At 45.6% G+C, this 23,542-nt stretch carries 19 protein-coding genes and 6 tRNA genes; 24 read left to right on the top strand and 1 reads right to left on the bottom strand.

The window, feature by feature from the left end:
- Positions 1-31 precede the first annotated feature (31 nt).
- From relA to rpoS, 12 genes are all read left to right on the top strand, one after another.
- A complete protein-coding gene (gene relA / locus IJ23_RS22910) occupies positions 32-2,251 on the top strand; it encodes a GTP diphosphokinase (protein WP_005380915.1) in 2,220 nt (739 codons plus the stop codon).
- Between the two features lie 349 nt (positions 2,252-2,600).
- Positions 2,601-3,404 carry a nucleoside triphosphate pyrophosphohydrolase gene (gene mazG / locus IJ23_RS22905; RefSeq protein WP_033907439.1) on the top strand — a complete coding sequence of 268 codons (804 nt, stop codon included), beginning with the start codon at positions 2,601-2,603 and terminating at the stop codon, positions 3,402-3,404.
- Between the two features lie 205 nt (positions 3,405-3,609).
- Complete coding sequence (locus tag IJ23_RS23760) at positions 3,610-5,250, top strand: CTP synthase (RefSeq protein WP_021034029.1); 1,641 nt, start codon at positions 3,610-3,612, stop codon at positions 5,248-5,250.
- Positions 5,251-5,328: 78 nt separating this feature from the next.
- Positions 5,329-6,630: a phosphopyruvate hydratase gene (eno, locus tag IJ23_RS22890; protein ID WP_033907438.1), complete on the top strand. Its 1,302-nt coding sequence runs from the start codon at positions 5,329-5,331 to the stop codon at positions 6,628-6,630.
- Between the two features lie 401 nt (positions 6,631-7,031).
- Positions 7,032-7,313: a cell division protein FtsB gene (ftsB, locus tag IJ23_RS22885; RefSeq protein WP_005380907.1), complete on the top strand. Its 282-nt coding sequence runs from the start codon at positions 7,032-7,034 to the stop codon at positions 7,311-7,313.
- Position 7,314: 1 nt separating this feature from the next.
- Positions 7,315-8,022 carry a 2-C-methyl-D-erythritol 4-phosphate cytidylyltransferase gene (ispD, locus tag IJ23_RS22880; RefSeq protein WP_017821625.1) on the top strand — a complete coding sequence of 236 codons (708 nt, stop codon included), beginning with the start codon at positions 7,315-7,317 and terminating at the stop codon, positions 8,020-8,022.
- A gap of 14 nt (positions 8,023-8,036) precedes the next feature.
- Entirely contained in the window at positions 8,037-8,513 is a 477-nt protein-coding gene (ispF, locus tag IJ23_RS22875) for a 2-C-methyl-D-erythritol 2,4-cyclodiphosphate synthase (RefSeq protein WP_005380896.1), read from the top strand.
- Positions 8,514-8,558: 45 nt separating this feature from the next.
- The gene (gene truD, locus IJ23_RS22870) at positions 8,559-9,602 is read left to right on the top strand and encodes a tRNA pseudouridine(13) synthase TruD (protein WP_033907437.1); all 1,044 of its coding nucleotides are present in this window, start codon (positions 8,559-8,561) and stop codon (positions 9,600-9,602) included.
- Positions 9,602-10,378, top strand: coding sequence for a 5'/3'-nucleotidase SurE (surE, locus tag IJ23_RS22865; protein ID WP_005380894.1), 777 nt, complete (start codon positions 9,602-9,604; stop codon positions 10,376-10,378). Before truD ends, surE begins: the two co-directional genes overlap by 1 nt.
- Positions 10,378-11,004 (top strand): protein-L-isoaspartate(D-aspartate) O-methyltransferase, encoded by a 627-nt coding sequence (locus IJ23_RS22860; RefSeq protein ID WP_033907436.1) that lies wholly within the window; start codon positions 10,378-10,380, stop codon positions 11,002-11,004. The genes surE and IJ23_RS22860 overlap by 1 nt, the downstream gene beginning before the upstream one ends.
- Before the next feature lie 13 nt (positions 11,005-11,017).
- Positions 11,018-11,941: a peptidoglycan DD-metalloendopeptidase family protein gene (locus tag IJ23_RS22855; protein WP_033907434.1), complete on the top strand. Its 924-nt coding sequence runs from the start codon at positions 11,018-11,020 to the stop codon at positions 11,939-11,941.
- A gap of 80 nt (positions 11,942-12,021) precedes the next feature.
- The gene (gene rpoS, locus IJ23_RS22850; RefSeq protein WP_033907433.1) at positions 12,022-13,008 is read left to right on the top strand and encodes an RNA polymerase sigma factor RpoS; all 987 of its coding nucleotides are present in this window, start codon (positions 12,022-12,024) and stop codon (positions 13,006-13,008) included.
- Positions 13,009-13,090: 82 nt separating this feature from the next.
- Here rpoS and mutS read toward each other — a convergent pair whose 3' ends face one another.
- Complete coding sequence (mutS, locus tag IJ23_RS22845; protein WP_033907432.1) at positions 13,091-15,652, bottom strand: DNA mismatch repair protein MutS; 2,562 nt, start codon at positions 15,650-15,652, stop codon at positions 13,091-13,093.
- Positions 15,653-15,736: 84 nt separating this feature from the next.
- Here mutS and pncC point away from each other — a divergent pair, with 84 nt between their 5' ends.
- From pncC to IJ23_RS22785, 12 genes are all read left to right on the top strand, one after another.
- Positions 15,737-16,219, top strand: a complete 483-nt coding sequence (gene pncC / locus IJ23_RS22840; RefSeq protein ID WP_005380875.1) for a nicotinamide-nucleotide amidase — start codon at positions 15,737-15,739, stop codon at positions 16,217-16,219.
- Positions 16,220-16,419: 200 nt separating this feature from the next.
- Positions 16,420-17,463 (top strand): recombinase RecA, encoded by a 1,044-nt coding sequence (recA, locus tag IJ23_RS22835; protein WP_005380874.1) that lies wholly within the window; start codon positions 16,420-16,422, stop codon positions 17,461-17,463.
- A 127-nt stretch (positions 17,464-17,590) separates the two neighbouring features.
- Positions 17,591-18,058 (top strand): recombination regulator RecX, encoded by a 468-nt coding sequence (recX, locus tag IJ23_RS22830; protein ID WP_017633543.1) that lies wholly within the window; start codon positions 17,591-17,593, stop codon positions 18,056-18,058.
- 142 nt (positions 18,059-18,200) lie between these two features.
- The gene (gene alaS / locus IJ23_RS22825) at positions 18,201-20,783 is read left to right on the top strand and encodes an alanine--tRNA ligase (protein WP_033907431.1); all 2,583 of its coding nucleotides are present in this window, start codon (positions 18,201-18,203) and stop codon (positions 20,781-20,783) included.
- 212 nt (positions 20,784-20,995) lie between these two features.
- Positions 20,996-22,183, top strand: a complete 1,188-nt coding sequence (locus IJ23_RS22820) for an aspartate kinase (RefSeq protein WP_033907430.1) — start codon at positions 20,996-20,998, stop codon at positions 22,181-22,183.
- Positions 22,184-22,275: 92 nt separating this feature from the next.
- A complete protein-coding gene (csrA, locus tag IJ23_RS22815) occupies positions 22,276-22,473 on the top strand; it encodes a carbon storage regulator CsrA (RefSeq protein ID WP_004415691.1) in 198 nt (65 codons plus the stop codon).
- A 334-nt stretch (positions 22,474-22,807) separates the two neighbouring features.
- Positions 22,808-22,899: transfer RNA gene (locus tag IJ23_RS22810), tRNA-Ser, on the top strand.
- 31 nt (positions 22,900-22,930) lie between these two features.
- Positions 22,931-23,007: transfer RNA gene (locus tag IJ23_RS22805), tRNA-Arg, on the top strand.
- 29 nt (positions 23,008-23,036) lie between these two features.
- Positions 23,037-23,128 (top strand) — tRNA-Ser (locus IJ23_RS22800).
- A gap of 85 nt (positions 23,129-23,213) precedes the next feature.
- A tRNA-Arg gene (locus tag IJ23_RS22795) sits at positions 23,214-23,290 on the top strand.
- A gap of 55 nt (positions 23,291-23,345) precedes the next feature.
- Positions 23,346-23,422: transfer RNA gene (locus tag IJ23_RS22790), tRNA-Arg, on the top strand.
- A 60-nt stretch (positions 23,423-23,482) separates the two neighbouring features.
- Positions 23,483-23,541, top strand: a tRNA-Arg gene (locus IJ23_RS22785).
- The last annotated feature ends 1 nt before the right edge of the window (position 23,542 follow it).

The raw sequence follows: 23,542 nt of genomic DNA, 5'->3' as shown, positions 1-23,542 counted from the left end.
ACCACACGAATATAATAATTAGGATGATGAGATGGTTGCGGTAAGAAGCGCGCATTTAAACCAAGATGAACAGTTTGAACTCGAAAACTGGGTGGCTAGCCTAGGACAAGAGAAAAACACAGCCTCACGCTTAATCGAAGTATATCGAGATTGCCAGACGGTATTAGCTGATAACGAGCAAGCGGAGCTGTTGTTGTGGCGTGGACGAGAAATGATCGAAATTTTGATCACCTTGTCTATGGATCAAGCCACTTTAGTGGCTGCTCAACTGTTTCCTTTGGTTTCAAGTGGTGCTTTTAACAGAGAAATTCTGGAAGAGAAATACAGCAAAGAAATCATAAAATTAATCGACGGCGTTGAAGAAATGGCTGCTATTGGCCAACTCAACGTCAACATGGAAGGCAGTGCAGCGTCATCTCAGGTAGATAACGTACGCCGCATGCTGCTTGCCATGGTGGATGACTTCCGCTGCGTGGTTATCAAGCTTGCGGAGCGAATTTGTAACCTTATTGAAGTTAAAAAAGCGCCTGATGAAGTTCGACGTGCGGCGGCAAAAGAGTGTGCCAACATCTATGCGCCGCTAGCAAACCGATTAGGCATCGGTCAGCTGAAATGGGAAATTGAAGATTACGCTTTCCGCTACCAACAGCCGGAAACTTACAAACAAATTGCCAAGCAGCTTTCTGAGCGACGCATCGTTCGTGAACAGTACATCAAAGACTTTGTTGAAGACCTCACGCACGAAATGGAAGTGTCGGGCATCAATGCCGAAGTGAGTGGTCGACCTAAGCACATCTACAGCATTTGGCGAAAAATGCAGAAGAAGAGTTTGGCATTCGATGAGCTGTTTGATGTTCGAGCAGTACGTATCATCGCAGACAAACTGCAAGACTGTTACGCGGCTTTGGGTGTAGTTCACACCAAATACAAGCACCTACCGAGCGAGTTTGATGACTACGTTGCTAACCCTAAACCAAACGGTTATCAATCGATCCACACCGTAATTCTAGGGCCAGAAGGCAAAACCATCGAGATCCAGATTCGTACCAAGCAAATGCATGAAGAGTCGGAGCTGGGTGTTGCCGCGCACTGGAAATATAAAGAAGGGGCAAGCAGCCGAAGCGGTTATGATGAGAAGATCACGTGGCTGCGTAAGCTACTGGATTGGCAAGAAGAAATGTCTGACTCTGGCGAAATGCTCGATGAGCTGCGTAGCCAAGTCTTTGATGACCGTGTTTATGCCTTTACACCACGTGGTGATGTTGTCGATTTGCCAATGGGGGCAACGCCGCTAGATTTTGCCTATCACATTCACTCCGAAGTGGGACACCGTTGTATCGGTGCCAAAGTCGGAGGTCGTATTGTGCCATTCACGCATAAATTACATATGGGTGACCAAGTCGAGATTATCACTCAGAAAGAACCTAACCCATCACGTGACTGGTTAAACCCATCATTAGGCTTCGTTCATTCTGGTCGTGCGCGTGCCAAAATTAACGCCTGGTTCCGAAAACAAAGCCGTGAGAAGAACCTTGAAGCAGGTCGTGAAATCCTTGAGCATGAGTTAGCCAAAATTGGCGCAACGTTAAAAGATGCAGAGCATTACGCCCTCAAGCGGTTTAACGTCAAAACACCAGATGAATTGTATGTTGGTGTAGGTAGCGGTGATTTGCGTATCAACCAAATAATTAATCATATCAACGCGTTAGTTAACAAGCCAACGGCAGAGGAAGAAGATCAGCAAGCACTGGAAAAACTGCAAGAAGCTGAGCATAAATCACCCGCGCAAAGCCGACCGAAAAAAGACGCAGTTGTAGTAGAAGGCGTCGATAACCTAATGACACATCTAGCACGTTGCTGTCAGCCAATTCCAGGTGACGATATCTCTGGTTACATAACGCAAGGTCGTGGGATTTCAGTACACCGTAGTGACTGTGAACAGCTAGAAGAACTGCGCCATCATGCGCCAGAGCGCATCATCGATACAGTCTGGGGCAGCGGCTTTGTGGGGTCATACATCCTCACCGTGCGTGTTGAAGCGATGGAGCGAGGTGGTCTACTCAAAGACATTACGACACTGTTCGCCAATGAAAAGATCAAAGTGACCAGTATGAAGAACCGAGTCGACTACAGACGTCAACTTGCCATCATGGACTTTGACCTAGAAGTCACCAATATTGAGGTGCTTTCGCGGGTTTCGAAACGTGTGGAACAGATCAAGGATGTCATGACGGTGAAACGCCTCGGCTAAAACTCTCGTCATAGTTATCGTTGTAGCGTTGTTGACTGCACGCACTCGCTCCATCACATGGTGAACCATGCTCAGGAGTCTCGTTTGTTTGTCGCCTAGCTACAACTTCAACTATTTACAGAGTTACACTTGCGTCATATTTGGCTTTTTATCTGCGTTAGCTGCACTTATTCCGACGTGCCGGCTCAGGGGCATCACATAGTAGGCTATGCTCAGGAGTCGCGAAAACTTGTTGCCTTGTCAAAGTAACAATTACTTAGTGAAAGCTGCTGAGAAAATATAATGTAGAAGGTGAGTGGTTTTGGCTGCTCACCTTTTTCTTTAATAGAAAGGTTTAAAGGAACAAAAAATGAGTCATCCAATTGAACAGTTAGAACAAATCATGGCGAAGCTGCGTGACCCCGAAAACGGTTGCCCTTGGGACTTAAAACAAACCTTTGACACCATCGTTCCGCATACAATAGAAGAAACCTACGAGGTGGTGGACGCGATTCAAAATCGAGATTGGCTCAATCTAAAAGAAGAGCTAGGGGATTTGTTGTTTCAGGTGATTTTTTACAGTCAGCTAGCGAAAGAGCAAGAGCTGTTCGACTTTTCGGATGTCGTCGAAACCGTGAACGAAAAACTGACTCGTCGCCACCCGCATGTTTTTTCAGATGTTGAGTTTGAATCTGACGAGGAAATTAACGCGAACTGGGAAGCGGAAAAAGCAAAAGAAAAAGCCCTAGTAGGCAAAGCGGAAGAAAGTATCCTAGACTCAATACCAAACTCTTTACCGGCACTTTCTCGTGCTACAAAAATTCAGAAAAAATGTGCAAAATTTGGGTTTGATTGGGATTCACTTGGCCCGGTTGTCGATAAAGTACGAGAAGAAATTGACGAAGTCATGGAAGAGGCACTGCAAGTTCAGCCCGATGAAGAGAAAGTTGAGTTGGAGCTCGGTGATTTGCTATTTGCGACTGTCAATTTGGCTCGCCACCTTGATAAAAACCCAGAAGTCGCGCTAGGAAAAGCAAACGTAAAGTTTGCGCGACGTTTTAAACAAGTTGAAGGCAAGGTCCAGCAGTCAGGCAAAGTACTTACAGATTGTTCTTTATCAGAACTTGACCATTTTTGGGATGAAGTAAAACAAGAAGAATCGAGGCAGAGGTAAACTGGCAGAATACATAATATAAGGTCAGCTTGTTTGGTTACACGAAAACGGACTTTGGTTTGTCTTTGCTCACTTTGATTTGAAGCAAAAAATAAAAAATTACGGTGTGATAGATTTCACGTTGTGGCGGTAAGGAGCTTCTGGTATATTTATCTCCCGTCCAGAAGCACTCCATTTCCCTCATTCAACCAATTTCAGGTTAAACATGACGACAAATTACATTTTTGTTACTGGCGGGGTTGTATCCTCTCTAGGTAAAGGTATTGCAGCAGCATCTCTTGCGGCTATTCTAGAAGCTCGTGGTCTTAAAGTGACTATGATGAAGCTTGACCCTTACATCAACGTTGACCCGGGCACAATGAGCCCTACTCAGCACGGTGAAGTGTTCGTTACAGAAGATGGCGCAGAGACTGACCTTGACCTTGGTCACTACGAGCGTTTCATCCGTACCAAGATGACCAAGCGTAACAACTTCACTGCAGGTCGTGTTTATGCCGACGTACTTCGTAAAGAACGTCGTGGTGACTACCTAGGCGCAACTATTCAAGTTATCCCTCATATCACTAACGCGATCAAAGATCGCGTTATTGCAGGTTCTGAAGGCCATGATGTGGCTATCGTTGAAGTTGGCGGTACTGTTGGTGATATCGAATCACTACCATTTATGGAAGCGATTCGTCAGCTAGCTGTTGAGCTAGGCCGTGAGCGCGCAATGTTCATGCACCTAACACTTGTTCCTTACCTAGCGGCAGCGGGCGAAGTGAAAACTAAGCCGACGCAACACTCTGTAAAAGAACTTCTATCTATCGGTATTCAGCCAGACATCCTAGTTTGCCGTAGCGATCGCGTTATTCCTGCGAATGAGCGTAAAAAAATCGCACTGTTCTGTAATGTTCCAGAAAAAGCAGTAATTTCAATGAAGGATGTAGACTCTATCTACAAGATCCCTCAGTTGATTAAATCTCAAGGGCTAGATGACCTTGTGTGTGCTCGCTTTGGTATTACTGCTCCTGAAGCAGACCTTTCTGAATGGGAACAGGTTATCTACGAAGAAGCAAATCCTACTGGTGAAGTAACCATCGGTATGGTTGGTAAATACATTGAATTACCAGATGCATACAAATCTGTGAACGAAGCGCTTAAACACGCTGGCTTGAAAAACCGTCTAAGCGTCACAATTAAGTATGTAGACTCACAAGATATCGAAACAAAAGGCGTTGAACTTCTAGAAGGTTTGGACGCGATCCTAGTACCAGGTGGCTTCGGCGATCGTGGTATTGAAGGCAAGATCCGTGCGGCTCAATATGCACGTGAAAATAACGTGCCTTACCTAGGTATTTGTTTGGGTATGCAAGTTGCACTAATCGAATACGCGCGTAACGTTGCGGGTATGGAAGGTGCACATTCAACAGAATTTAACAAAGAGACTAAGTACCCTGTGGTAGGTTTGATCACAGAGTGGGTAGACGAATCAGGTAGCGTAGAAGAGCGTACTGAAAAGTCTGACCTAGGCGGTACGATGCGTCTTGGTTCACAGCTGTGTCACCTAGAGAAAGGGACTAAAGCTCGTGAACTGTACGGTAGCGCGACGATCCATGAACGTCACCGTCACCGTTACGAAGTGAATAACGTGCTTCGTCCGCAAATCGAAAAAGCAGGCCTAAAAGTATCAGGTCTATCTGCGGACAAGAAGTTAGTGGAAATGATTGAGAACCCAGCTCACCCATGGTTTGTAGCGGCTCAGTTCCACCCAGAATTCACCTCGACTCCTCGCGATGGACATCCATTGTTTGCAGGTTTTGTTAAGGCTGCGGGCCAAAACGCACGCGGCGAATTCGAGAAGTAAAAGGATACGGGCGGCGGCGAAGGTTGTGCTGCTGCCCTTTAAGATTGACATTTATATTTGAAACGAGAGGAAACATTAATGTCTAAGATCGTTAAAGTTCTAGGTCGTGAAATCATCGACTCACGTGGTAACCCAACTGTAGAAGCTGAAGTACACCTAGAAGGCGGTTTCGTAGGTATGGCGGCAGCTCCATCTGGCGCATCTACTGGTTCTCGCGAAGCTCTTGAGCTACGTGACGGTGACAAAGCACGTTTCCTAGGTAAAGGTGTTCTTAAAGCAGTTGAAGCTGTAAACGGCCCAATCGCTGAAGCTCTAGTTGGCAAAGACGCTAAAGACCAAGCTGCAATCGACGCAGTAATGATCGAACTAGACGGCACTGAAAACAAATCTAAATTCGGTGCTAACGCTATCTTAGCTGTTTCTCTAGCAAACGCTAAAGCTGCTGCTGCTGCGAAAGGCATGCCTCTATACGAGCACATCGCTGAGCTAAACGGCACTGCAGGTCAGTTCTCTATGCCTCTACCAATGATGAACATCATCAACGGTGGCGAGCACGCAGACAACAACGTTGACATCCAAGAGTTCATGATCCAACCAGTTGGCGCTAAGACTCTTAAAGAAGGTCTACGTATCGGTGCAGAAGTATTCCACAACCTAGCTAAAGTTCTTAAGTCTAAAGGCTACAGCACTGCAGTTGGTGATGAAGGTGGTTTCGCTCCTAACCTTAAATCTAACGCTGAAGCTCTAGAAGTTATCGCAGAAGCTGTTGCAGCTGCTGGTTATGAACTAGGTAAAGACGTTACTCTAGCTATGGACTGTGCTGCATCTGAGTTCTTCGACAAAGAAGCTGGCATCTACAACATGAAAGGCGAAGGTAAAACTTTCACTTCTGAAGAGTTCAACCACTACCTAGCTGAGCTAGCTAACCAATTCCCAATCGTTTCTATCGAAGACGGTCTAGACGAGTCTGACTGGGATGGCTTCAAGCACCAAACTGAACTACTAGGTGGCAAGCTTCAACTAGTAGGTGACGATCTATTCGTTACTAACACTAAGATCCTTGCTGAAGGTATCGAGAAAGGCGTAGCTAACTCTATCCTTATCAAGTTCAACCAAATCGGTTCTCTAACTGAGACTCTAGCTGCAATCAAGATGGCTAAAGACGCAGGTTACACAGCAGTAATCTCTCACCGTTCTGGCGAAACTGAAGATGCAACTATCGCTGACCTAGCGGTAGGTACAGCTGCAGGTCAAATCAAAACTGGTTCTATGAGCCGTTCTGACCGTGTTGCTAAGTACAACCAGCTAATCCGTATCGAGGAAGCTCTAGGTGAGCGCGCTCCTTTCAACGGTCTTAAAGAAGTTAAAGGTCAAGCTTAATTCTTAATTGAATTAACCGCTTAACTTAAAGCTTTTGAAAACGCCTCGCACTTGCGGGGCGTTTTTTATATGACGGAAGCTCTAAGTGAGCGCGCTCCTCCATGTTTCAAGGAAGTGGTCTCAAAGAAGTTAAAGGTCAGGCTTAATTCTTATTGAGTAAAGTTTCGCTAAATAGCTTTTTGAAACCATCGCTACGGCGGTTTTTTGTATTTATAGGTTTGTATTTTTGGCTCTTACTTTGGTCATGGGTAAGGAGCGCTTCCTATGAGCTTGTTTCATTTTGCTGCTTATTTCTTGTAAGGAGCGTGTGAGTCTCCCTTTCTCCCCTAGAGGCAACCTCGCATTTATGCTATATATGTCACCTTATCTAATTCCTTCCGGTACAGAATGTTAGCAGCGATATGCGAATCTTTGTTATAGCCCTTACGCTACTGTTTGGCTTGCTTCAATACACTCTATGGTTTGGTAAAAACGGAGTGTCTGACTACTACACAGTAAAAGATGAAATTGAAGTTCAGCAACAAGTGAACAGCAAGCTACAAGCTCGCAACAATGAAATGTTCGCTGAGATTGATGACTTAAGGCAAGGTCTTGATGCGATTGAAGAACGTGCGCGTCATGAGCTCGGTTTAGTTAAAGATGGCGAGACTTTTTACCGCATTATAGGTGAGGAAAACCATTAAAATGTTGGATATGAACTCATCGCATATCGCAATTGTGCCAGCTGCGGGTGTGGGTAGCAGAATGAAGGCAGATCGCCCTAAGCAATATTTATTGATCGAAGGTAAAGCGGTACTGGAACATACCGTAGAGAAACTGCTTTCCCACCCAAATATTTCTAAGGTTGTCGTTGCCATTACTGACGGCGACCCATATTACCCAGAATTGTCCATTGCTAAGCACCCAGATGTGATTCGTGTAGCTGGTGGTAAAGAAAGAGCAGACTCTGTGTTATCAGGGCTAAACTATGTCAATGAGCATCTGGAAAGCGAGTGGGTATTAGTCCACGACGCTGCGAGGCCATGTGTATTAACATCCGACATTGACCGTTTGATTGATGTTTGCTGCGCCCACTCAACGGGTGGCATTCTCGCATCTCCTGTGAGAGATACAATGAAGCGAGCAAACGCAGTACAAGATATCGATCATACGGTAGATAGAGAAGCATTGTGGCATGCACTTACTCCACAAATGTTTAAAACTCAGCAGCTTACTCAAGCACTGGCTGACGCATTAGAACAGGGTGTAACCATTACCGATGAAGCCTCGGCTTTGGAATGGTTAGGCGAGAAGCCAGCCTTAGTTCAAGGGAATGCGAACAATATAAAAATCACTCAGCCAGAAGATCTTGCGTTAGCCGAGTTTTATCTAAGCCGTGAGCGCGGCGAATAAAGAAAGGATAGAAAATGATTCGAATTGGTCATGGTTTCGATGTACATAAATTCGGTGGTGAAGGCCCAGTCATTATTGGTGGTGTAGCAATCCCTTATGAGCAAGGTTTGATTGCTCACTCAGATGGCGATGTAGCGTTGCATGCGTTAACGGATGCTCTGCTGGGCGCGATTGCTGCCGGCGATATTGGTCGTCATTTCCCAGATACGGATGATAAATGGAAAGGCGCAAACAGTCGTGAATTACTGAAAGACGTTTACCGTCGAGTTAAAGAGCAAGGCTACCGTCTTGGCAATGCTGATGTAACCATCATGGCACAAGCGCCTAAAATGGCACCACACATTGACGCAATGTGTGCGGCGATAGCCGAAGACCTAGAAACCGACATTAGTAACATTAACGTAAAAGCGACGACGACAGAACGTCTCGGTTTTACTGGACGCAAAGAAGGCATTGCAACGGAAGCCGTTGTACTTCTGTTTAAGCAATAACTAGCAATTTGCTCCTCTAAGCTGTGATATCAGCGGAAACACATCATGTCAGACATTTTATCTTCATTGGCTTACCTAACGGGTAAGCCAGTTGCATCGGCAAAAATTAAAGCGCAGCCAGAGCATTTTCAGGTTCGCGAAGATTTAGGTTTTGCCTTTACGGGCGAAGGCGAGCACTTAATGGTTCGTATCCGTAAAACGGGCGAGAACACCAGCTTCGTTGCTAACGAGTTAGCAAAAGCCTGTGGTGTTAAGTCGAAAGACGTTAGCTGGGCGGGTCTTAAAGACCGTCATGCGGTGACGGAACAGTGGTTAAGTGTCCATTTACCAAAAGGTGAAACGCCAGATTTTTCAGCGTTTTTGGCTCAATACCCAAGTATCGAAATCCTTGCAACAGATCGTCACAATAAAAAACTGCGTCCTGGTGACCTAGTAGGGAACGAGTTCGTGGTTACTTTGTCTGAAGTGACAGATATAGCGGATGTAGAGCAACGTCTTGAAAAAGTGAAACAAGTTGGCGTGCCAAACTACTTTGGTAGTCAGCGTTTTGGTAACGATGGCAACAACCTTGAAGAAGCACGTCGATGGGGACGCGAAAACGTTCGTACCCGCAATCAAAACAAGCGAAGCATGTATTTATCAGCGGCTCGTTCGTGGATTTTCAACCGCATCGTTTCAGCTCGTCTAGAGAATGGTGTGTTTGATAAGTTCATTGATGGTGACATTGCACAGACGAATTCTGGCACTCAGTTGATTGATGCAAACAACATCACTGATTTGCAAGTGCAATTTGCACAAGGTGAAGCGGCAATTACCGCTGCGCTTGCTGGCGATAATGCACTGCCTACTCAAGCCGAGGCTCTGGCATTAGAGCAACCGTTTTTAGACGAAGAGCCTGACCTCATGGCGCTGATTCGTGGTAATCGCATGCGCCACGATCGTCGCGATATTGCGCTGAAGCCAAAAGATTTAGCTTGGACGGTTGAAGGTAACAACATTACGCTGACTTTCTCACTGGATGCGGGATCTTTTGCGACCTCTATTGTTCGTGAGTTAGTTAATGAGGTTGAAGTAGAAAGAGAATACTAATGGAACAGGATTCACGAAACCCGAAGCCCTTAAGAGTCTTAATCAGCAATGATGATGGTGTTCATGCACAAGGGATTCATGCCCTCGCTGATGAGTTGAGAGATATCGCCGAAGTGACCATTGTCGCACCTGATCGAAATCGTTCAGGTGCTTCGAATTCACTCACATTAGAACAACCATTACGCGTGACTGAAATTGCCCCAAATATCTACTCAGTGCAAGGCACGCCCACGGATTGTGTGCATTTCGCGCTGAATGAGCTAATGAAAGATGATTTGCCTGATCTTGTTCTGTCAGGAATCAACCATGGCGCTAATTTGGGTGATGATGTTCTTTATTCTGGAACAGTAGCAGCCGCCATGGAAGGTCATTTCCTTGGCGTTCAGTCGGTGGCTTTTTCACTAGTGGGTAAGCGACATTTCGAATCCGCCGCTAAAATTGCACGTCAAATTGTACAACAGCATTTAGCGTCGCCGATTCCAACGAATCGTCTACTGAACGTAAACGTGCCTGACTTACCATCAGAGAATTTAGGTGAAATTGAAGTTACGCGTTTAGGTGCACGTCATCACGCAGAGAATATGATCAAGCAGAAAGATCCGAGAGGCCATGACATTTATTGGTTAGGGCCACCAGGAAAGGAGCAAGATGCAGGAGAGGGCACGGACTTTTATGCAATTGAGCATGGCCGAGTTTCAATGACGCCTCTGCAAGTTGATCTCACCGCTCACGAGTCGCTGCGTGCTATGGATAGTTGGTTAAAGGAAGAGAAGTAATGAGTAACCCACATGCTGACAGGTTGATAGCGTTTCTTATCTCCAGTGGCATCAAAGACCAAAGAGTTCTGGATGCTATCCAACGCTTGCCACGAGAAAGCTTTGTTTCTCAAGCGATGATGCACCAAGCCTATGATAACAATGCGTTACCAATTGGTCAGGGACAAACTATTTCTCAGCCTTATATCGTTGCTCGTATGACCGAGTTGCTTGAGCTAGAATCGGCGAGTCGTGTTCTGGAAATCGGAACGGGATCGGGTTATCAAACTGCGGTACTGGCGCAAATTGTTGATCATGTATACTCCGTTGAGCGAATTAAATCGTTGCAATGGGAAGCAAAGCGTCGCCTGAAGCAATTGGATATTTACAATGTTTCAACTAAGCATGCTGATGGGTGGCAGGGCTGGGAAGCGAGAGGTCCTTTCGATGCTATCATTGTTACCGCTGCCGCTGAAGTGATTCCCCAAGCTCTTCTCTCACAATTAAGAGATGGCGGCAAAATGGTCATTCCTGTTGGAGATACGGAACAACAGTTATTAAAAATAGAGCGTAAGGGAGACGAATATCTCTCTACCGTTGTAGAAATGGTTCGGTTCGTACCTCTGGTTGCGGGTGATTTAGCTTAAGGGTTAGGGATAGGTGAATAAGTTACTACGTCATATTGGTATTAGCTTTGTGTTTGCTGCAGGACTAGTTGGTTGTGCAGCGCATTCCCCTGCACCTGTCTCTAGCCTAAAAAAAGACTATTCAAGCCTTGAAAGAGGGAGTTACAGAGGGAGTTATTATGAGGTAAAAAAAGGCGATACACTTTACTTCATAGCTTATGTCACAGATAAAGATGTAAATGATCTTGTTCGTTACAATGAGTTAACTCAGCCTTACACTATCTACCCAGGACAGAGGCTAAAACTTTGGGCTCCGAAATATGTCGCCCCTAAATATGGTCAAAAAGTTGAACCCGTTGTGGCTCCTGTTGTTACGACACCCCCAGCTCCAGTGACGAAAACATCAACAGCCTCTAAACCTAAACCTTCGAGTAAAAACTCTAGTCAAAAACCTACAGAGACTAAGCCTAAAGTCGTACAAAAACAGCCTCCAAAGAAGGTTGAACAATCGAAAACAAAGGAGTATGTTGGTTCAAAAGACAACCAAAAAGTGAAGCAAAAATCGCCAACTACCACAGTAAAGAGTGATAAAGTCTCAAAGTGGTTGTGGCCAACAAAAGGGAGAGTAATCAAGAACTTTTCGGCGGGAGAACAGGGAAATAAAGGTATCGACATCGCAGGACAGCGTGGTCAACCTATCGTTTCAACCGCAGCCGGCACAGTCGTTTATTCAGGCAATGCGCTACGAGGTTATGGCAACTTAATTATAGTAAAGCATAACGACAATTATTTAAGCGCATACGCACATAATGACAAACTGCTGGTCACAGAAGGACAAAGCGTAAAAAGCGGACAAAAAATCGCCACCATGGGTAGTTCAGGTGCAAAGTCGGTCAAACTACACTTTGAAATTCGCTATCAAGGTAAATCAGTGAATCCAAAACGCTATTTGCCTTAAAACTTTGAAAAACAACTTGCGACATCATTTAGCGACATATTGAGTTGTCATGTCTTGCTAACTCGCCAGGGGGAGGCGTTATGAGTATCAGCAACACAGTAACCAAAGTTGAAGAGTTTGCATTTGACAATGCGTCAGTGAAGACCATTGATAACGAACTCGAAAGATCATCATCCACAGAAAGCAAAGTGACTGCGCGTGAAGAATTTGACGCGAGCAGTAAAAGCTTAGATGCAACTCAGTTGTATTTGGGCGAAATTGGCTTCTCACCTTTACTTACTGCCGAAGAAGAAGTGCTTTACGCAAGACGCGCCCTACGTGGCGACGAAGCGGCACGCAAACGTATGATCGAAAGTAACCTACGTTTGGTTGTTAAGATTTCTCGTCGATACAGTAACCGTGGTCTAGCACTACTCGATCTGATTGAAGAAGGTAACCTCGGCTTGATCCGAGCGGTCGAAAAATTCGACCCAGAACGTGGTTTCCGTTTCTCTACTTACGCAACATGGTGGATCCGACAAACGATAGAGCGAGCGTTGATGAACCAAACTCGCACGATCCGTCTACCTATCCACGTAGTGAAAGAGCTGAACATTTATCTGCGTACTGCGCGTGAACTTTCTCAAAAGCTCGATCACGAACCGACCGCAGAAGAAATTGCTGCTCAATTAGATATTCCAGTCGAAGACGTAAGCAAAATGTTACGCCTTAATGAGCGTATTAGCTCTGTCGACACGCCAATCGGTGGTGACGGTGAGAAAGCGCTGCTGGATATTATTCCTGATGCAAACAACTCTGATCCAGAAGTTTCGACTCAAGATGACGACATCAAATCATCGTTGATTCATTGGTTAGAAGAGTTGAATCCGAAACAGAAAGAAGTGCTTGCACGTCGCTTCGGCCTACTAGGCTACGAGCCTTCGACGCTGGAAGAAGTTGGTCGAGAGATTGGTCTGACACGTGAGCGAGTACGTCAAATACAAGTGGAAGGTTTACGTCGTCTTCGTGAAGTCCTAATCAAACAAGGTTTGAATATGGAAAACTTGTTTAACGTAGAAGACGATTAAGTAATCCGTATTTCACTAGATACACAAAAGGCTATGGTTCCCCCTAGCCTTTTTTCTTTTTTGCTCGTCGGTGTGAGTCTGTTTACAGCATCTTCTTCAAGCGATACAGCTCTTCAAGAGCTTGGCGTGGCGTTAAGTCGTCAGGATCAATACCTGACAGAGCTTGTTCGACCTCGCTAGGCTCTGGAATCAGGCTCAACTGGTTAGCCACATCTACTGCACTTGGACGCGGTGTGTCACTGTTTTGCCCCAGTTGCTCTAGCTGAGATAGCTTGTTACGCGCATTTTTGATGACCGTTTTTGGTACGCCAGCTAAGCCCGCAACAGCCAAGCCGTAAGACTTACTTGCCGCACCTTCTTGAACTGCGTGCATAAAGGCAATGCTGTCTCCATGCTCTACGGCATCCAAGTGAACGTTCGCTAAGTTTGGCAGTTGGTTCGGTAACTCTGTTAATTCGAAGTAGTGAGTTGCAAATAGGGTCATCGCACCAATTTGTGTTGCGAGCCATTCCGCACTTGCCCAAGCTAAAGACAGACCGTCGTAAGTACTAGTACCGCGTCCGATTTCATCCATTAGCACCAAACTGTTCTTAGTTGCGTTGTGAAGAATATTGGCTGTTTCGGTCATTTCTACCATGAAGGTCGAGCGGCCAGATGCAAGATCATCTGATGCACCAATACGAGTAAATATACGATCTAAAGAACCAATCTGTGCGGATTCTGCCGGTACATAAGAGCCGATATGTGCCATCAATGCAATCAGCGCAGTTTGACGCATGTAGGTTGATTTACCACCCATGTTTGGACCGGTGATGATCAACATCTTACGGGCTGGGTTAAGCTCAATTGGGTTCGCGATGAACGGCTCTGTTGTTACTTGTTCTACGACTGGATGACGGCCAGCTTGAATGTGAATTCCTGCGTCTTTCACAAGCGTTGGGCGGCAGTAATCTAACGAATCTGCACGCTCTGCAAGGTTTTGTAATACATCTAGTTGAGACAGAGCAGAAGCTAGGTTTTGCAGCTTCTCAAGGTTTGGCATCAATAGATCAAACAGTTCTTCCCACAACTGTTTCTCAAGTGCTAACGCTTTAGATTTCGAGTTAAGTACTTTGTCTTCGTGTTCCTTAAGCTCTGGGATGATGTAGCGTTCAGCGTTTTTGAGTGTTTGGCGACGTACATAATGCGGTGGAACCAAATGGCTCTGGCCACGGCTCACTTGGATAAAGAAGCCATGAACGTTGTTATAGCCTACTTTAAGCGTATCGATACCGTGTCGTTCACGCTCATCTCGCTCAAGCTGCTCAAGATATTCTGTTGCACCGTCTGCCAATTTTCGCCATTCATCGAGCTCCGCATTGTAGCCTTCAGCGATGACGCCACCATCACGAATAACAACCGGCGGATTTTCTTTAATCGCGCGTTCTAACAGGTCACATACTTCGTCAATCGGAGCTGCATACTTCGCCAATTTCGTTAGGTACGGATGGGTCAAAGAAGCGGTGACAGATTCTAGCTCTGGTAGCTGTTGCATGGCATTGCGAAGTCTAGCCATATCGCGAGGGCGAGCAGAGCGTAATGCAAGGCGCGCTAAGATACGTTCAATATCACCAATTTGCTTTAACGTTGGTTGAAGATCGGCAAACAGAGCTTGTTCTTTAATCTCACCAATTGCATCAAGACGATTGTTTAACGTTTCAATGCAACGCATAGGCTGATGCAACCAACGCTTCAGCATTCGGCTGCCCATCGGAGTTGCACAATGGTCGAGTACTGCAGCTAGCGTGTTATCGGTTCCGCCTGCTAGATTTTGAGTAATTTCCAGATTACGTCGGGTAGCAGCATCAAGGATGACGGATTGATCCTGATGATCAAACGTTAAAGAGCGAATATGAGGTAAAGCCGTACGTTGAGTATCTTTTACGTACTGGATCAAACAACCAGCAGCACATAACCCTAAGGACGCATGTTCTACACCAAAACCAACCAGATCTTTTGTGCCAAATTGTTGATTGAGTTGTTGCTTAGCCGTATCAAGCTCAAACTCCCAGACTGGGCGACGACGGTTACCATTGCGGCTCGCCATTAAATGTACAGGTTCAAAATCTTCTGGGAACAGTAGCTCACGTGGTGCGGTACGTTGAAGCTCGGCTGTCATCGCTTCTTCAGTTTCTGGTTCTGTCAGTTGGAAGCGACCAGAGGTGACATCCAGCGTCGCATAACCGAACTTACCGTTGTGATGGTAAATTGCTGCGATTAAGTTATCGACACGCTCAGAAAGCAGCGCCTCATCCGTCACAGTACCTGGTGTAACGATACGCACAACTTTACGTTCTACTGGGCCCTTGCTGGTGGCCGGATCGCCAATCTGTTCACAGATCGCCACAGACTCACCAAGCTGAACAAGTTTTGCCAGGTAGCCCTCTACGGCGTGAAATGGCACACCCGCCATTGGGATAGGTTCACCTGCAGACGCACCACGTTTGGTCAATGAAATATCAAGAAGCTGAGAAGCTCGCTTGGCATCATCGTAAAAGAGTTCGTAGAAATCGCCCATGCGGTAGAACAGCAAAATCTCTGGGTTCTCAGCTTTTAGCTTGAGGTATTGCTGCATCATCGGAGTGTGTTTTTGTTCAGCTTTCACAGGTAAGTTCTTTTGTTTATTTCCGTAGCGGCTTAGGATACGTGAATCCCTATCAAGTAAAAAGAGACAAAGGGCATTTTGGCTATGGAAAAAACAACAAAATTGAGTGCCGATTTAGGCGCATTATTGGCTAAACACGGGCATCTTTTAACGACCGCAGAATCATGCACTGGTGGTGGTGTTGCAACCGCCATTACTGACATTGCTGGTAGTTCAGCGTGGCTTGACCGTGCGTTTGTCACCTACAGTAATGAAGCGAAAATGGAGATGCTTGGTGTGCAAGCTTCAACGTTAGAAGCGCATGGTGCAGTGAGTGAGCCAGTTGTGATTGAAATGGTACAGGGTGCAATGAAAAACTCCAATGCGACCATCGGTGTGTCCATCAGTGGTATTGCAGGGCCGGGGGGTGGCAGTGAAGAGAAACCAGTCGGCATGGTCTGCTTTGCTTTTGCTGATAACCAAAGTTGGCAGCAAGTCGAAACCATGCATTTTACTGGTGACCGTGCAGAAGTTCGCAAAAAAGCGGTCGAGCATGCGCTGACTCAATTGTATCAACATCTACTCTAGAATTTCTTAAATTGTTTTAGCCCAGCATTGATAAGGGCTAGAGCAAATCACGACTTTAGGTCAGCCAAATTTTTTTCATACAGGTATGGACACTGTATGAATCAACAGTATAATAACTTTCATTGCTGAGCAGTTCTTCTGCTTAAGAAAAATGAATTACTATTCGTCGCCCAAAGAAGATGAATAAATCGGAGAAAGTAATGGACGAGAACAAACAGAAAGCGCTCGCCGCTGCGCTAGGTCAAATTGAAAAGCAATTCGGTAAAGGCTCTATCATGCGCCTTGGTGATAACCGCGCAATGGACGTAGAAACCATCTCAACGGGTTCTCTTTCTCTTGATATCGCTTTGGGTGCTGGTGGTCTACCAATGGGTCGTATCGTAGAAATCTACGGCCCAGAATCTTCAGGTAAAACAACATTAACGCTTGAGCTTATTGCTGCTGCGCAACGTGAAGGCAAAACTTGTGCGTTTATCGATGCAGAGCACGCTCTAGATCCTGTATACGCGAAGAAACTTGGCGTAGATATCGATGCATTGCTAGTTTCTCAGCCAGACACAGGTGAGCAAGCGCTAGAGATCTGTGACGCACTTGCACGTTCTGGTGCTATCGATGTTATGGTTGTCGACTCTGTTGCAGCGCTAACACCGAAAGCAGAAATCGAAGGCGAAATGGGCGATAGCCACATGGGTCTGCAAGCACGTATGCTTTCTCAAGCAATGCGTAAGCTAACGGGTAACCTAAAGCAGTCTAACTGTATGTGTATCTTCATCAACCAAATCCGTATGAAGATTGGTGTGATGTTTGGTAACCCAGAAACAACAACAGGTGGTAACGCACTTAAGTTCTACGCTTCTGTTCGTCTAGATATCCGTCGTACTGGCGCAATCAAAGAAGGTGACGAAGTCGTAGGTAACGAAACGCGCATCAAAGTTGTTAAGAATAAGATTGCAGCACCATTTAAAGAAGCAAACACACAAATCATGTACGGCCAAGGCTTTAACCGCGAAGGTGAACTTGTCGATCTAGGTGTGAAGCACAAGTTAGTTGAAAAAGCCGGTGCTTGGTATAGCTACAATGGCGATAAGATTGGTCAAGGTAAAGCGAATGCATGTAACTACCTGCGTGAGCACCCTGAAGTGGCTAAAACTATCGATACAAAACTGCGTGAAATGTTGCTAGCGCCAGCACTTGCGGAAGCGCCTGAAGCTGGTGAAGCGCCAGAGCAAGCTGAAGAGTTTTAATCTCTCATAGATTAATAAATGACAAAGCCCTGCAATGCGGGGCTTTGTTGTATCTATTGAAATCAAAAATCGAATTATCACAAAGGCCATTGAGAGCCTGTACAGCAAAAATACTTTTAGGATCATCATGTACCAAAAACGCCAGGCGCCAACATTATCGAGCAAAGAGGCTGCTATACAATTGCTTAGCCGTCGCGATCATGGTCAGTATGAGCTTTACCAAAAATTATCGATGAAGGGCTATGAAGAATCAGACATCGACATCGCAATTAATTTTTGCCTAGACCATAACTATTTAGATGATTTACGTTACGCGAAGAGTCAAATTAGACAGCATGTATACAAAGGACATGGAGAGCGTCGAATTCGTCAAGAGTTAAACCAGAAGCGTGTTGCGGAGTCGGTGATTGAGCAAGCTATGGCTGAAGAGCCGCAAGATTGGTTTGAACTGGCTAAACAGGCGGCAGAAAAGAAATTCAAAGGTATTAAAGCCAAAGACCAAAAAGAGTACGCAAAACAAGTTCGTTTTCTGCAATATCGTGGCTACAGTTTTGACCAAATCAGCTACGCGCTGAGCTTTGAGGACGAAGATTAACGGTCAGTCGTCCGCACTGATTTTTGTTTTGCTTCAAATTTTTTCTCCTACTCCCTCTTTTCCTCAAGAAAACTAGTCTCAGCTGTTTGCATGATCTACAATACGGCAAAATTCTAACTCGACTATTTTCAGGAAGAGCTGCATGTACATGAGCACTGATGAGGTTCGTAACGCGTTCCTCAAGTTCTTTGAGAGCAAAGGACACCAAATCGTAGAAAGTTCATCGTTAGTTCCACATAACGACCCAACCCTGCTGTTCACAAACGCAGGTATGAACCAATTTAAAGATTGTTTCTTAGGCTTAGAAAAACGAGCCTACACTCGAGCGACTACGGCTCAGCGTTGCGTACGTGCTGGTGGTAAACATAACGACCTAGAAAATGTTGGCTTTACTGCTCGTCACCACACATTCTTTGAAATGTTAGGCAACTTCAGCTTTGGCGATTACTTCAAAGAAGATGCGATCTCCTTTGCTTGGGAATTCCTAACCGAAGTTCTTAAACTGCCAGCGGATCGTTTATTGGTAACTGTTTACGAAACCGATGACGAAGCGTTTGACATCTGGAACAAGAAAGTTGGCGTACCCGCTGATCGTATTGTTCGCATTGGTGATAAAGAAGGCGGCAAGCCGTACGAGTCTGATAACTTCTGGCAAATGGGCGACACTGGCCCTTGTGGTCCATGTACTGAAATCTTCTACGATCACGGTGAGCACATCTGGGGTGGCCGTCCTGGCACGCCTGAAGAAGATGGTGACCGTTTCATCGAGATCTGGAACAACGTATTCATGCAGTTCAACCGTCACGCAGACGGCACTATGGAACCGCTACCAAAACCATCGGTAGATACTGGTATGGGTATCGAGCGTATCTCTGCAATCATGCAGGGCGTTCACTCAAACTACGAAATTGATGTATTCCAAGCTCTTATCAAAGCAGCAGCAGAAGTGATCGGTTACGAAGACCTATCAAACCAATCACTACGCGTTATCGCTGACCACATCCGTTCATGTTCATTCCTGATCGTGGATGGCGTTATGCCTTCAAACGAAGGTCGTGGTTACGTATTACGCCGTATCATCCGTCGCGCAGTTCGTCACGGTAACAAGCTGGGCGCACAAGGTGCATTCTTCCACAAGTTGGTTGGCGTTCTAGCTGACATCATGGGTACGGCTGGTGAAGAGCTGAAGCGTCAACAAGCTGTGGTTGAAAAAGTACTGCGTATCGAAGAAGAAAACTTTGGTCGTACACTTGAGCGCGGTATGGCGATTCTAAACGAAGCACTAGATAACCTAGACGGTAAAGTACTAGACGGCGAAACCGTATTTAAACTTTACGATACTTACGGCTTCCCAGCTGACTTAACTAACGACGTAGCACGTGAGCGTGAGTTCGCAATCGACGAAGAAGGTTTCGAGAAAGCGATGGAAGAGCAGCGTCAACGTGCGCGTGAAGCGGGTAACTTCGGTACTGACTACAACGCAGCAATCAAAGTTGATACGCAAACAGAATTCTGTGGTTACACAGGTACTAAAGGCTCTAGTTCTGTAGCAGCGATGTTCGTTGAAGGCAACGAAGTAGATTCGCTATCTGCGGGCGACAAAGCAATCATCGTACTTGGTGAAACACCATTCTACGCAGAGTCAGGCGGTCAGTGTGGTGACGCTGGTGAAATCCGTACTGAGTCTGGTGTATTCCGCGTTGAGGACACTCAAAAACTAGGTAACGCAATCGCGCACCACGGTGTAATGGCAGAAGGCGTTCTAGCGAAAGGTGATGAAGTAGCAACTATCGTTGACGCAGAGCGTCGCGCAGCTATCTCTCTAAACCACTCAGCAACGCACTTGCTACACGCAGCACTACGCCAAGTTTTAGGTGAGCACGTAACGCAGAAAGGCTCATTGGTGAAGGCAGACAACCTACGTTTCGACTTCTCGCATCTAGAAGCCGTAACCGCAGCAGAGTTGAAAGAAGTTGAGCGCCTAGTTAACGCGCAAATTCGTCGCAACCACACGATTGAAACCAACGTGATGGACATTGAGTCAGCTAAGAAGAAAGGCGCAATGGCTCTATTCGGCGAGAAGTACGACGACGAAGTACGCGTATTGTCTATGGGTGACTTCTCGACAGAGCTTTGCGGTGGTATTCACGCATCAAGCACAGGTGATATTGGCCTATTCAAAATCACTTCAGAAAGCGGCATTGCTGCAGGTATTCGACGTATTGAGGCGGTAACAGGCGAGGCTGCATTAGACGCTATTGAAGCTCAAAACGCGAAGTACGAAGAGAAACTGGCAGAATCTGCACAGAAAGCAAAAGCGCTAGAGAAAGAAGTGCAGAAGCTAAAAGATAAGATGGCGGCAGCAGAAAGCGCTAACATCATGGGCAAAGCGGTTGAAGTCAATGGTACAAAAGTTCTAGTCGCAGCTCTTGAAGGCGCTGACAGCAAGAACCTACGTACTATGGTTGATGACATCAAGAACCAAATGGGGTCTGGTATCGTACTGCTTGCCAACGTAACAGGTGACAAGGTTGGCTTGATTGCTGGTGTGACTAAAGATCTAACTGGTAAAGTAAAAGCCGGAGATCTAGTTAAGATGATTGCTGAGCAAGTCGGTGGTAAGGGCGGTGGTCGTCCTGACATGGCTCAAGCTGGTGGTACTGATGTAGCCGCACTACCAGAGGCAATTAAAACAGTTCAGCCTTGGTTAGAAGAGCGCTTATAAGCTTTTAACTACTAAAATTACGCTCAATCAAGTTTCTTTGATTGAGCGTAATTTTTTTTAGCAGCCAAGTGGTTTAATTGACCAAAAGTTAACCGAGCCATTTAGGCTATTTGGTTTTTGTTGTAACTACTGCTTATATAATTTTTCTAAAAGGAAATACTGAAGATGTAAGCAGTTCTAAAGAGACTTCGGTCTTGGGAAGGTGAAGACTGGTGAAAAAGCCCCTTATCGTGCAAAAGTTTGGCGGAACCTCAGTGGGTTCAATTGAAAGAATCCACCAAGTTGCTGAACACATCATTAAGGCGAAAAATGATGGCAATCAAGTTGTTGTTGTCGTGTCTGCAATGTCAGGCGAAACAAACAGACTGATGGACCTCGCTAAACAGATAGATAGCGTGCCTACAGCTCGAGAACTTGATGTTTTGCTCTCTGCTGGTGAGCAAGTGTCAATGGCACTGTTAGCAATGACACTCAATAAATTGGGTCATGCTACACGCTCGCTTACCGGAGCACAGGCGAATATTGTGACGGATAATCAACACAATGACGCAACGATTAAACACATTGATACTAAGACAATTCTGGGGTTGCTTGAGCAAGACCAAATCGTGATTGTTGCAGGCTTTCAAGGTGTGAATGAGAACGGGGATATCACCACATTAGGTCGAGGTGGCTCAGATACGAGCGCAGTGGCACTGGCAGGCGCATTGCGCGCTGATGAGTGTCAAATCTTTACCGACGTTGATGGTATTTATACTTGTGACCCACGTGTAGTGAAAAACGCGCGAAAATTGGCGGTTATCGATTTTCCTTCCATGGAAGCGATGGCAAGCCGAGGCGCGAAAGTATTACATTTACCTTCAGTGCAATTTGCATGGAAGAATAATGTGCCACTGCGCGTGCTTTCGACATTTGATGTTAATGAAGGCAGTCTGGTAAAGGGGGAGTTAGGCAATCAAGCCGTCTCTGGTATAGCCATTCAACGTGACCTTGCCATAATCGAAGTCGATAAAGAACATTTATCTAGTGCTACAAAACAATGTCAGATGTTGGGTATCGACATTTGGAATGTGATCGAGGAAACAGAACGGGCAGGTATCATGATAAAACAAGATGCATGTGCCAAGTTCGATCTGGTGTTCAGCGACAAAATCCGTAATAGTGAAGTGGTAAGCCTGTTGACCGCAGTGGGGCTTGAGGCCAATGGAATGGTAGAGCACGCATGCGATTTGTTGGCAAAGCGAGATATTGAGATCAATTTCAGCGCAACGAATGCACTCACTATGATGCTAGTTTTAGCACCCGAATGTGTGGATACAGCAGCAAACATTCTGCATGATGCTTACATTACGTCTAGTGAAGCATTAAACATTCAACAAAAACATGCCTTTTTAGGCTGATTTTCGCTAACAAGGTAGTTTACGAAAATATAACTTTTGTTGGATAATAGCTTTGTAGCAAGAAAATTTAGAGATTACTCAAGGAGCAAAGAATGCTAATTTTGACTCGCCGCGTAGGCGAAACACTGATGATTGGTGATGAAGTGACTGTAACTGTACTAGGTGTTAAAGGTAACCAAGTGCGTATCGGCGTTAACGCTCCGAAAGAGGTTTCAGTTCACCGTGAAGAAATCTACATGCGCATTCAAGCTGAAAAAGGCAATGGCAACGTTGCTTCAGGTAACTACTAAGTCGCTCCTGTTTACAGAGCTTAGTTTGAATGAAAAAGGCTAACCGAAGGGTTGGCCTTTTTAGTTTTTACTGTTTTTGAAAATTTGCAGAAACTATTGTGTTGAGTATGGCTGTGAATTCATCAATAATGTTGATTCGAACTTCAGAAAGTTATTTGAAAATAAATGTCTTTTTTTCAGAGAAGACTCTCTTTTTTTCATCATAATAGAGTGATAAAGTTCGTTTAATAGTCACTTTGATTAAATCAGCAACGGTTAAGCCAGTTTCGTAGATTTTTTCAAAGAAAGTGTTTGACATATTTTCGGTAAAACGTAATATGTGCCTCCGCAAGACGGTGAGGTGGCCGAGAGGCTGAAGGCGCTCCCCTGCTAAGGGAGTATACGGTTTATCCCGTATCGAGGGTTCGAATCCCTCCTTCACCGCCATTCTTGCAACGTTGATTTATCAACAAAAAGTGCGTCCTTAGCTCAGCTGGATAGAGTACCTGGCTACGAACCAGGCGGTCGGAGGTTCGAATCCTCCAGGACGCGCCATATCTCTTTTGAGATATAACAATGAAAACGGTGAGGTGGCCGAGAGGCTGAAGGCGCTCCCCTGCTAAGGGAGTATACGGTTTATCCCGTATCGAGGGTTCGAATCCCTCCTTCACCGCCATTCATTGACTGGCCCGATGGCCTTTTTTTTGTTTCGTAAGAAATGAATGTGATTTACTTCACAACTTCTTAGCAAGAAGATCTGCGCGTCCTTAGCTCAGCTGGATAGAGTACCTGGCTACGAACCAGGCGGTCGGAGGTTCGAATCCTCCAGGACGCGCCACTATTTAATAATTCGTTTGATAAACGGGTTATACAAAGTAAAATAAGATTATTGCGCGTCCTTAGCTCAGCTGGATAGAGTACCTGGCTACGAACCAGGCGGTCGGAGGTTCGAATCCTCCAGGACGCGCCACTTATTAAAGGGTAATGCCCTGATGTTGATGAAAGTCGATATCGAAAACTGCGCGTCCTTAGCTCAGCTGGATTGAGTACCTGGCTACGAACCCGGCGGTCGGAGGTTCGAATCCTCCCG

Origin of the sequence: Vibrio sp. OY15 (genome assembly GCF_000742455.1) — a bacterium.
GTDB lineage: Bacteria > Pseudomonadota > Gammaproteobacteria > Enterobacterales > Vibrionaceae > Vibrio > Vibrio alginolyticus.
The sequence above is the reverse complement of the archived record's forward strand: the minus strand, read 5'-3'. Positions and strand labels throughout refer to the sequence as shown.

Coding starts and splice junctions, on each gene's coding strand:
- IJ23_RS22860 (WP_033907436.1), top strand. CDS start 10,378: ATGAGTAACCCACATGCTGACAGGTTGATAGCGTTTCTTATCTCCAGT.
- alaS (WP_033907431.1), top strand. CDS start 18,201: ATGTACATGAGCACTGATGAGGTTCGTAACGCGTTCCTCAAGTTCTTT.
- IJ23_RS23760 (WP_021034029.1), top strand. CDS start 3,610: ATGACGACAAATTACATTTTTGTTACTGGCGGGGTTGTATCCTCTCTA.
- ispF (WP_005380896.1), top strand. CDS start 8,037: ATGATTCGAATTGGTCATGGTTTCGATGTACATAAATTCGGTGGTGAA.
- rpoS (WP_033907433.1), top strand. CDS start 12,022: ATGAGTATCAGCAACACAGTAACCAAAGTTGAAGAGTTTGCATTTGAC.
- truD (WP_033907437.1), top strand. CDS start 8,559: ATGTCAGACATTTTATCTTCATTGGCTTACCTAACGGGTAAGCCAGTT.
- pncC (WP_005380875.1), top strand. CDS start 15,737: ATGGAAAAAACAACAAAATTGAGTGCCGATTTAGGCGCATTATTGGCT.
- eno (WP_033907438.1), top strand. CDS start 5,329: ATGTCTAAGATCGTTAAAGTTCTAGGTCGTGAAATCATCGACTCACGT.
- csrA (WP_004415691.1), top strand. CDS start 22,276: ATGCTAATTTTGACTCGCCGCGTAGGCGAAACACTGATGATTGGTGAT.
- ispD (WP_017821625.1), top strand. CDS start 7,315: ATGTTGGATATGAACTCATCGCATATCGCAATTGTGCCAGCTGCGGGT.
- relA (WP_005380915.1), top strand. CDS start 32: ATGGTTGCGGTAAGAAGCGCGCATTTAAACCAAGATGAACAGTTTGAA.
- recX (WP_017633543.1), top strand. CDS start 17,591: ATGTACCAAAAACGCCAGGCGCCAACATTATCGAGCAAAGAGGCTGCT.
- surE (WP_005380894.1), top strand. CDS start 9,602: ATGGAACAGGATTCACGAAACCCGAAGCCCTTAAGAGTCTTAATCAGC.
- recA (WP_005380874.1), top strand. CDS start 16,420: ATGGACGAGAACAAACAGAAAGCGCTCGCCGCTGCGCTAGGTCAAATT.
- mazG (WP_033907439.1), top strand. CDS start 2,601: ATGAGTCATCCAATTGAACAGTTAGAACAAATCATGGCGAAGCTGCGT.
- ftsB (WP_005380907.1), top strand. CDS start 7,032: ATGCGAATCTTTGTTATAGCCCTTACGCTACTGTTTGGCTTGCTTCAA.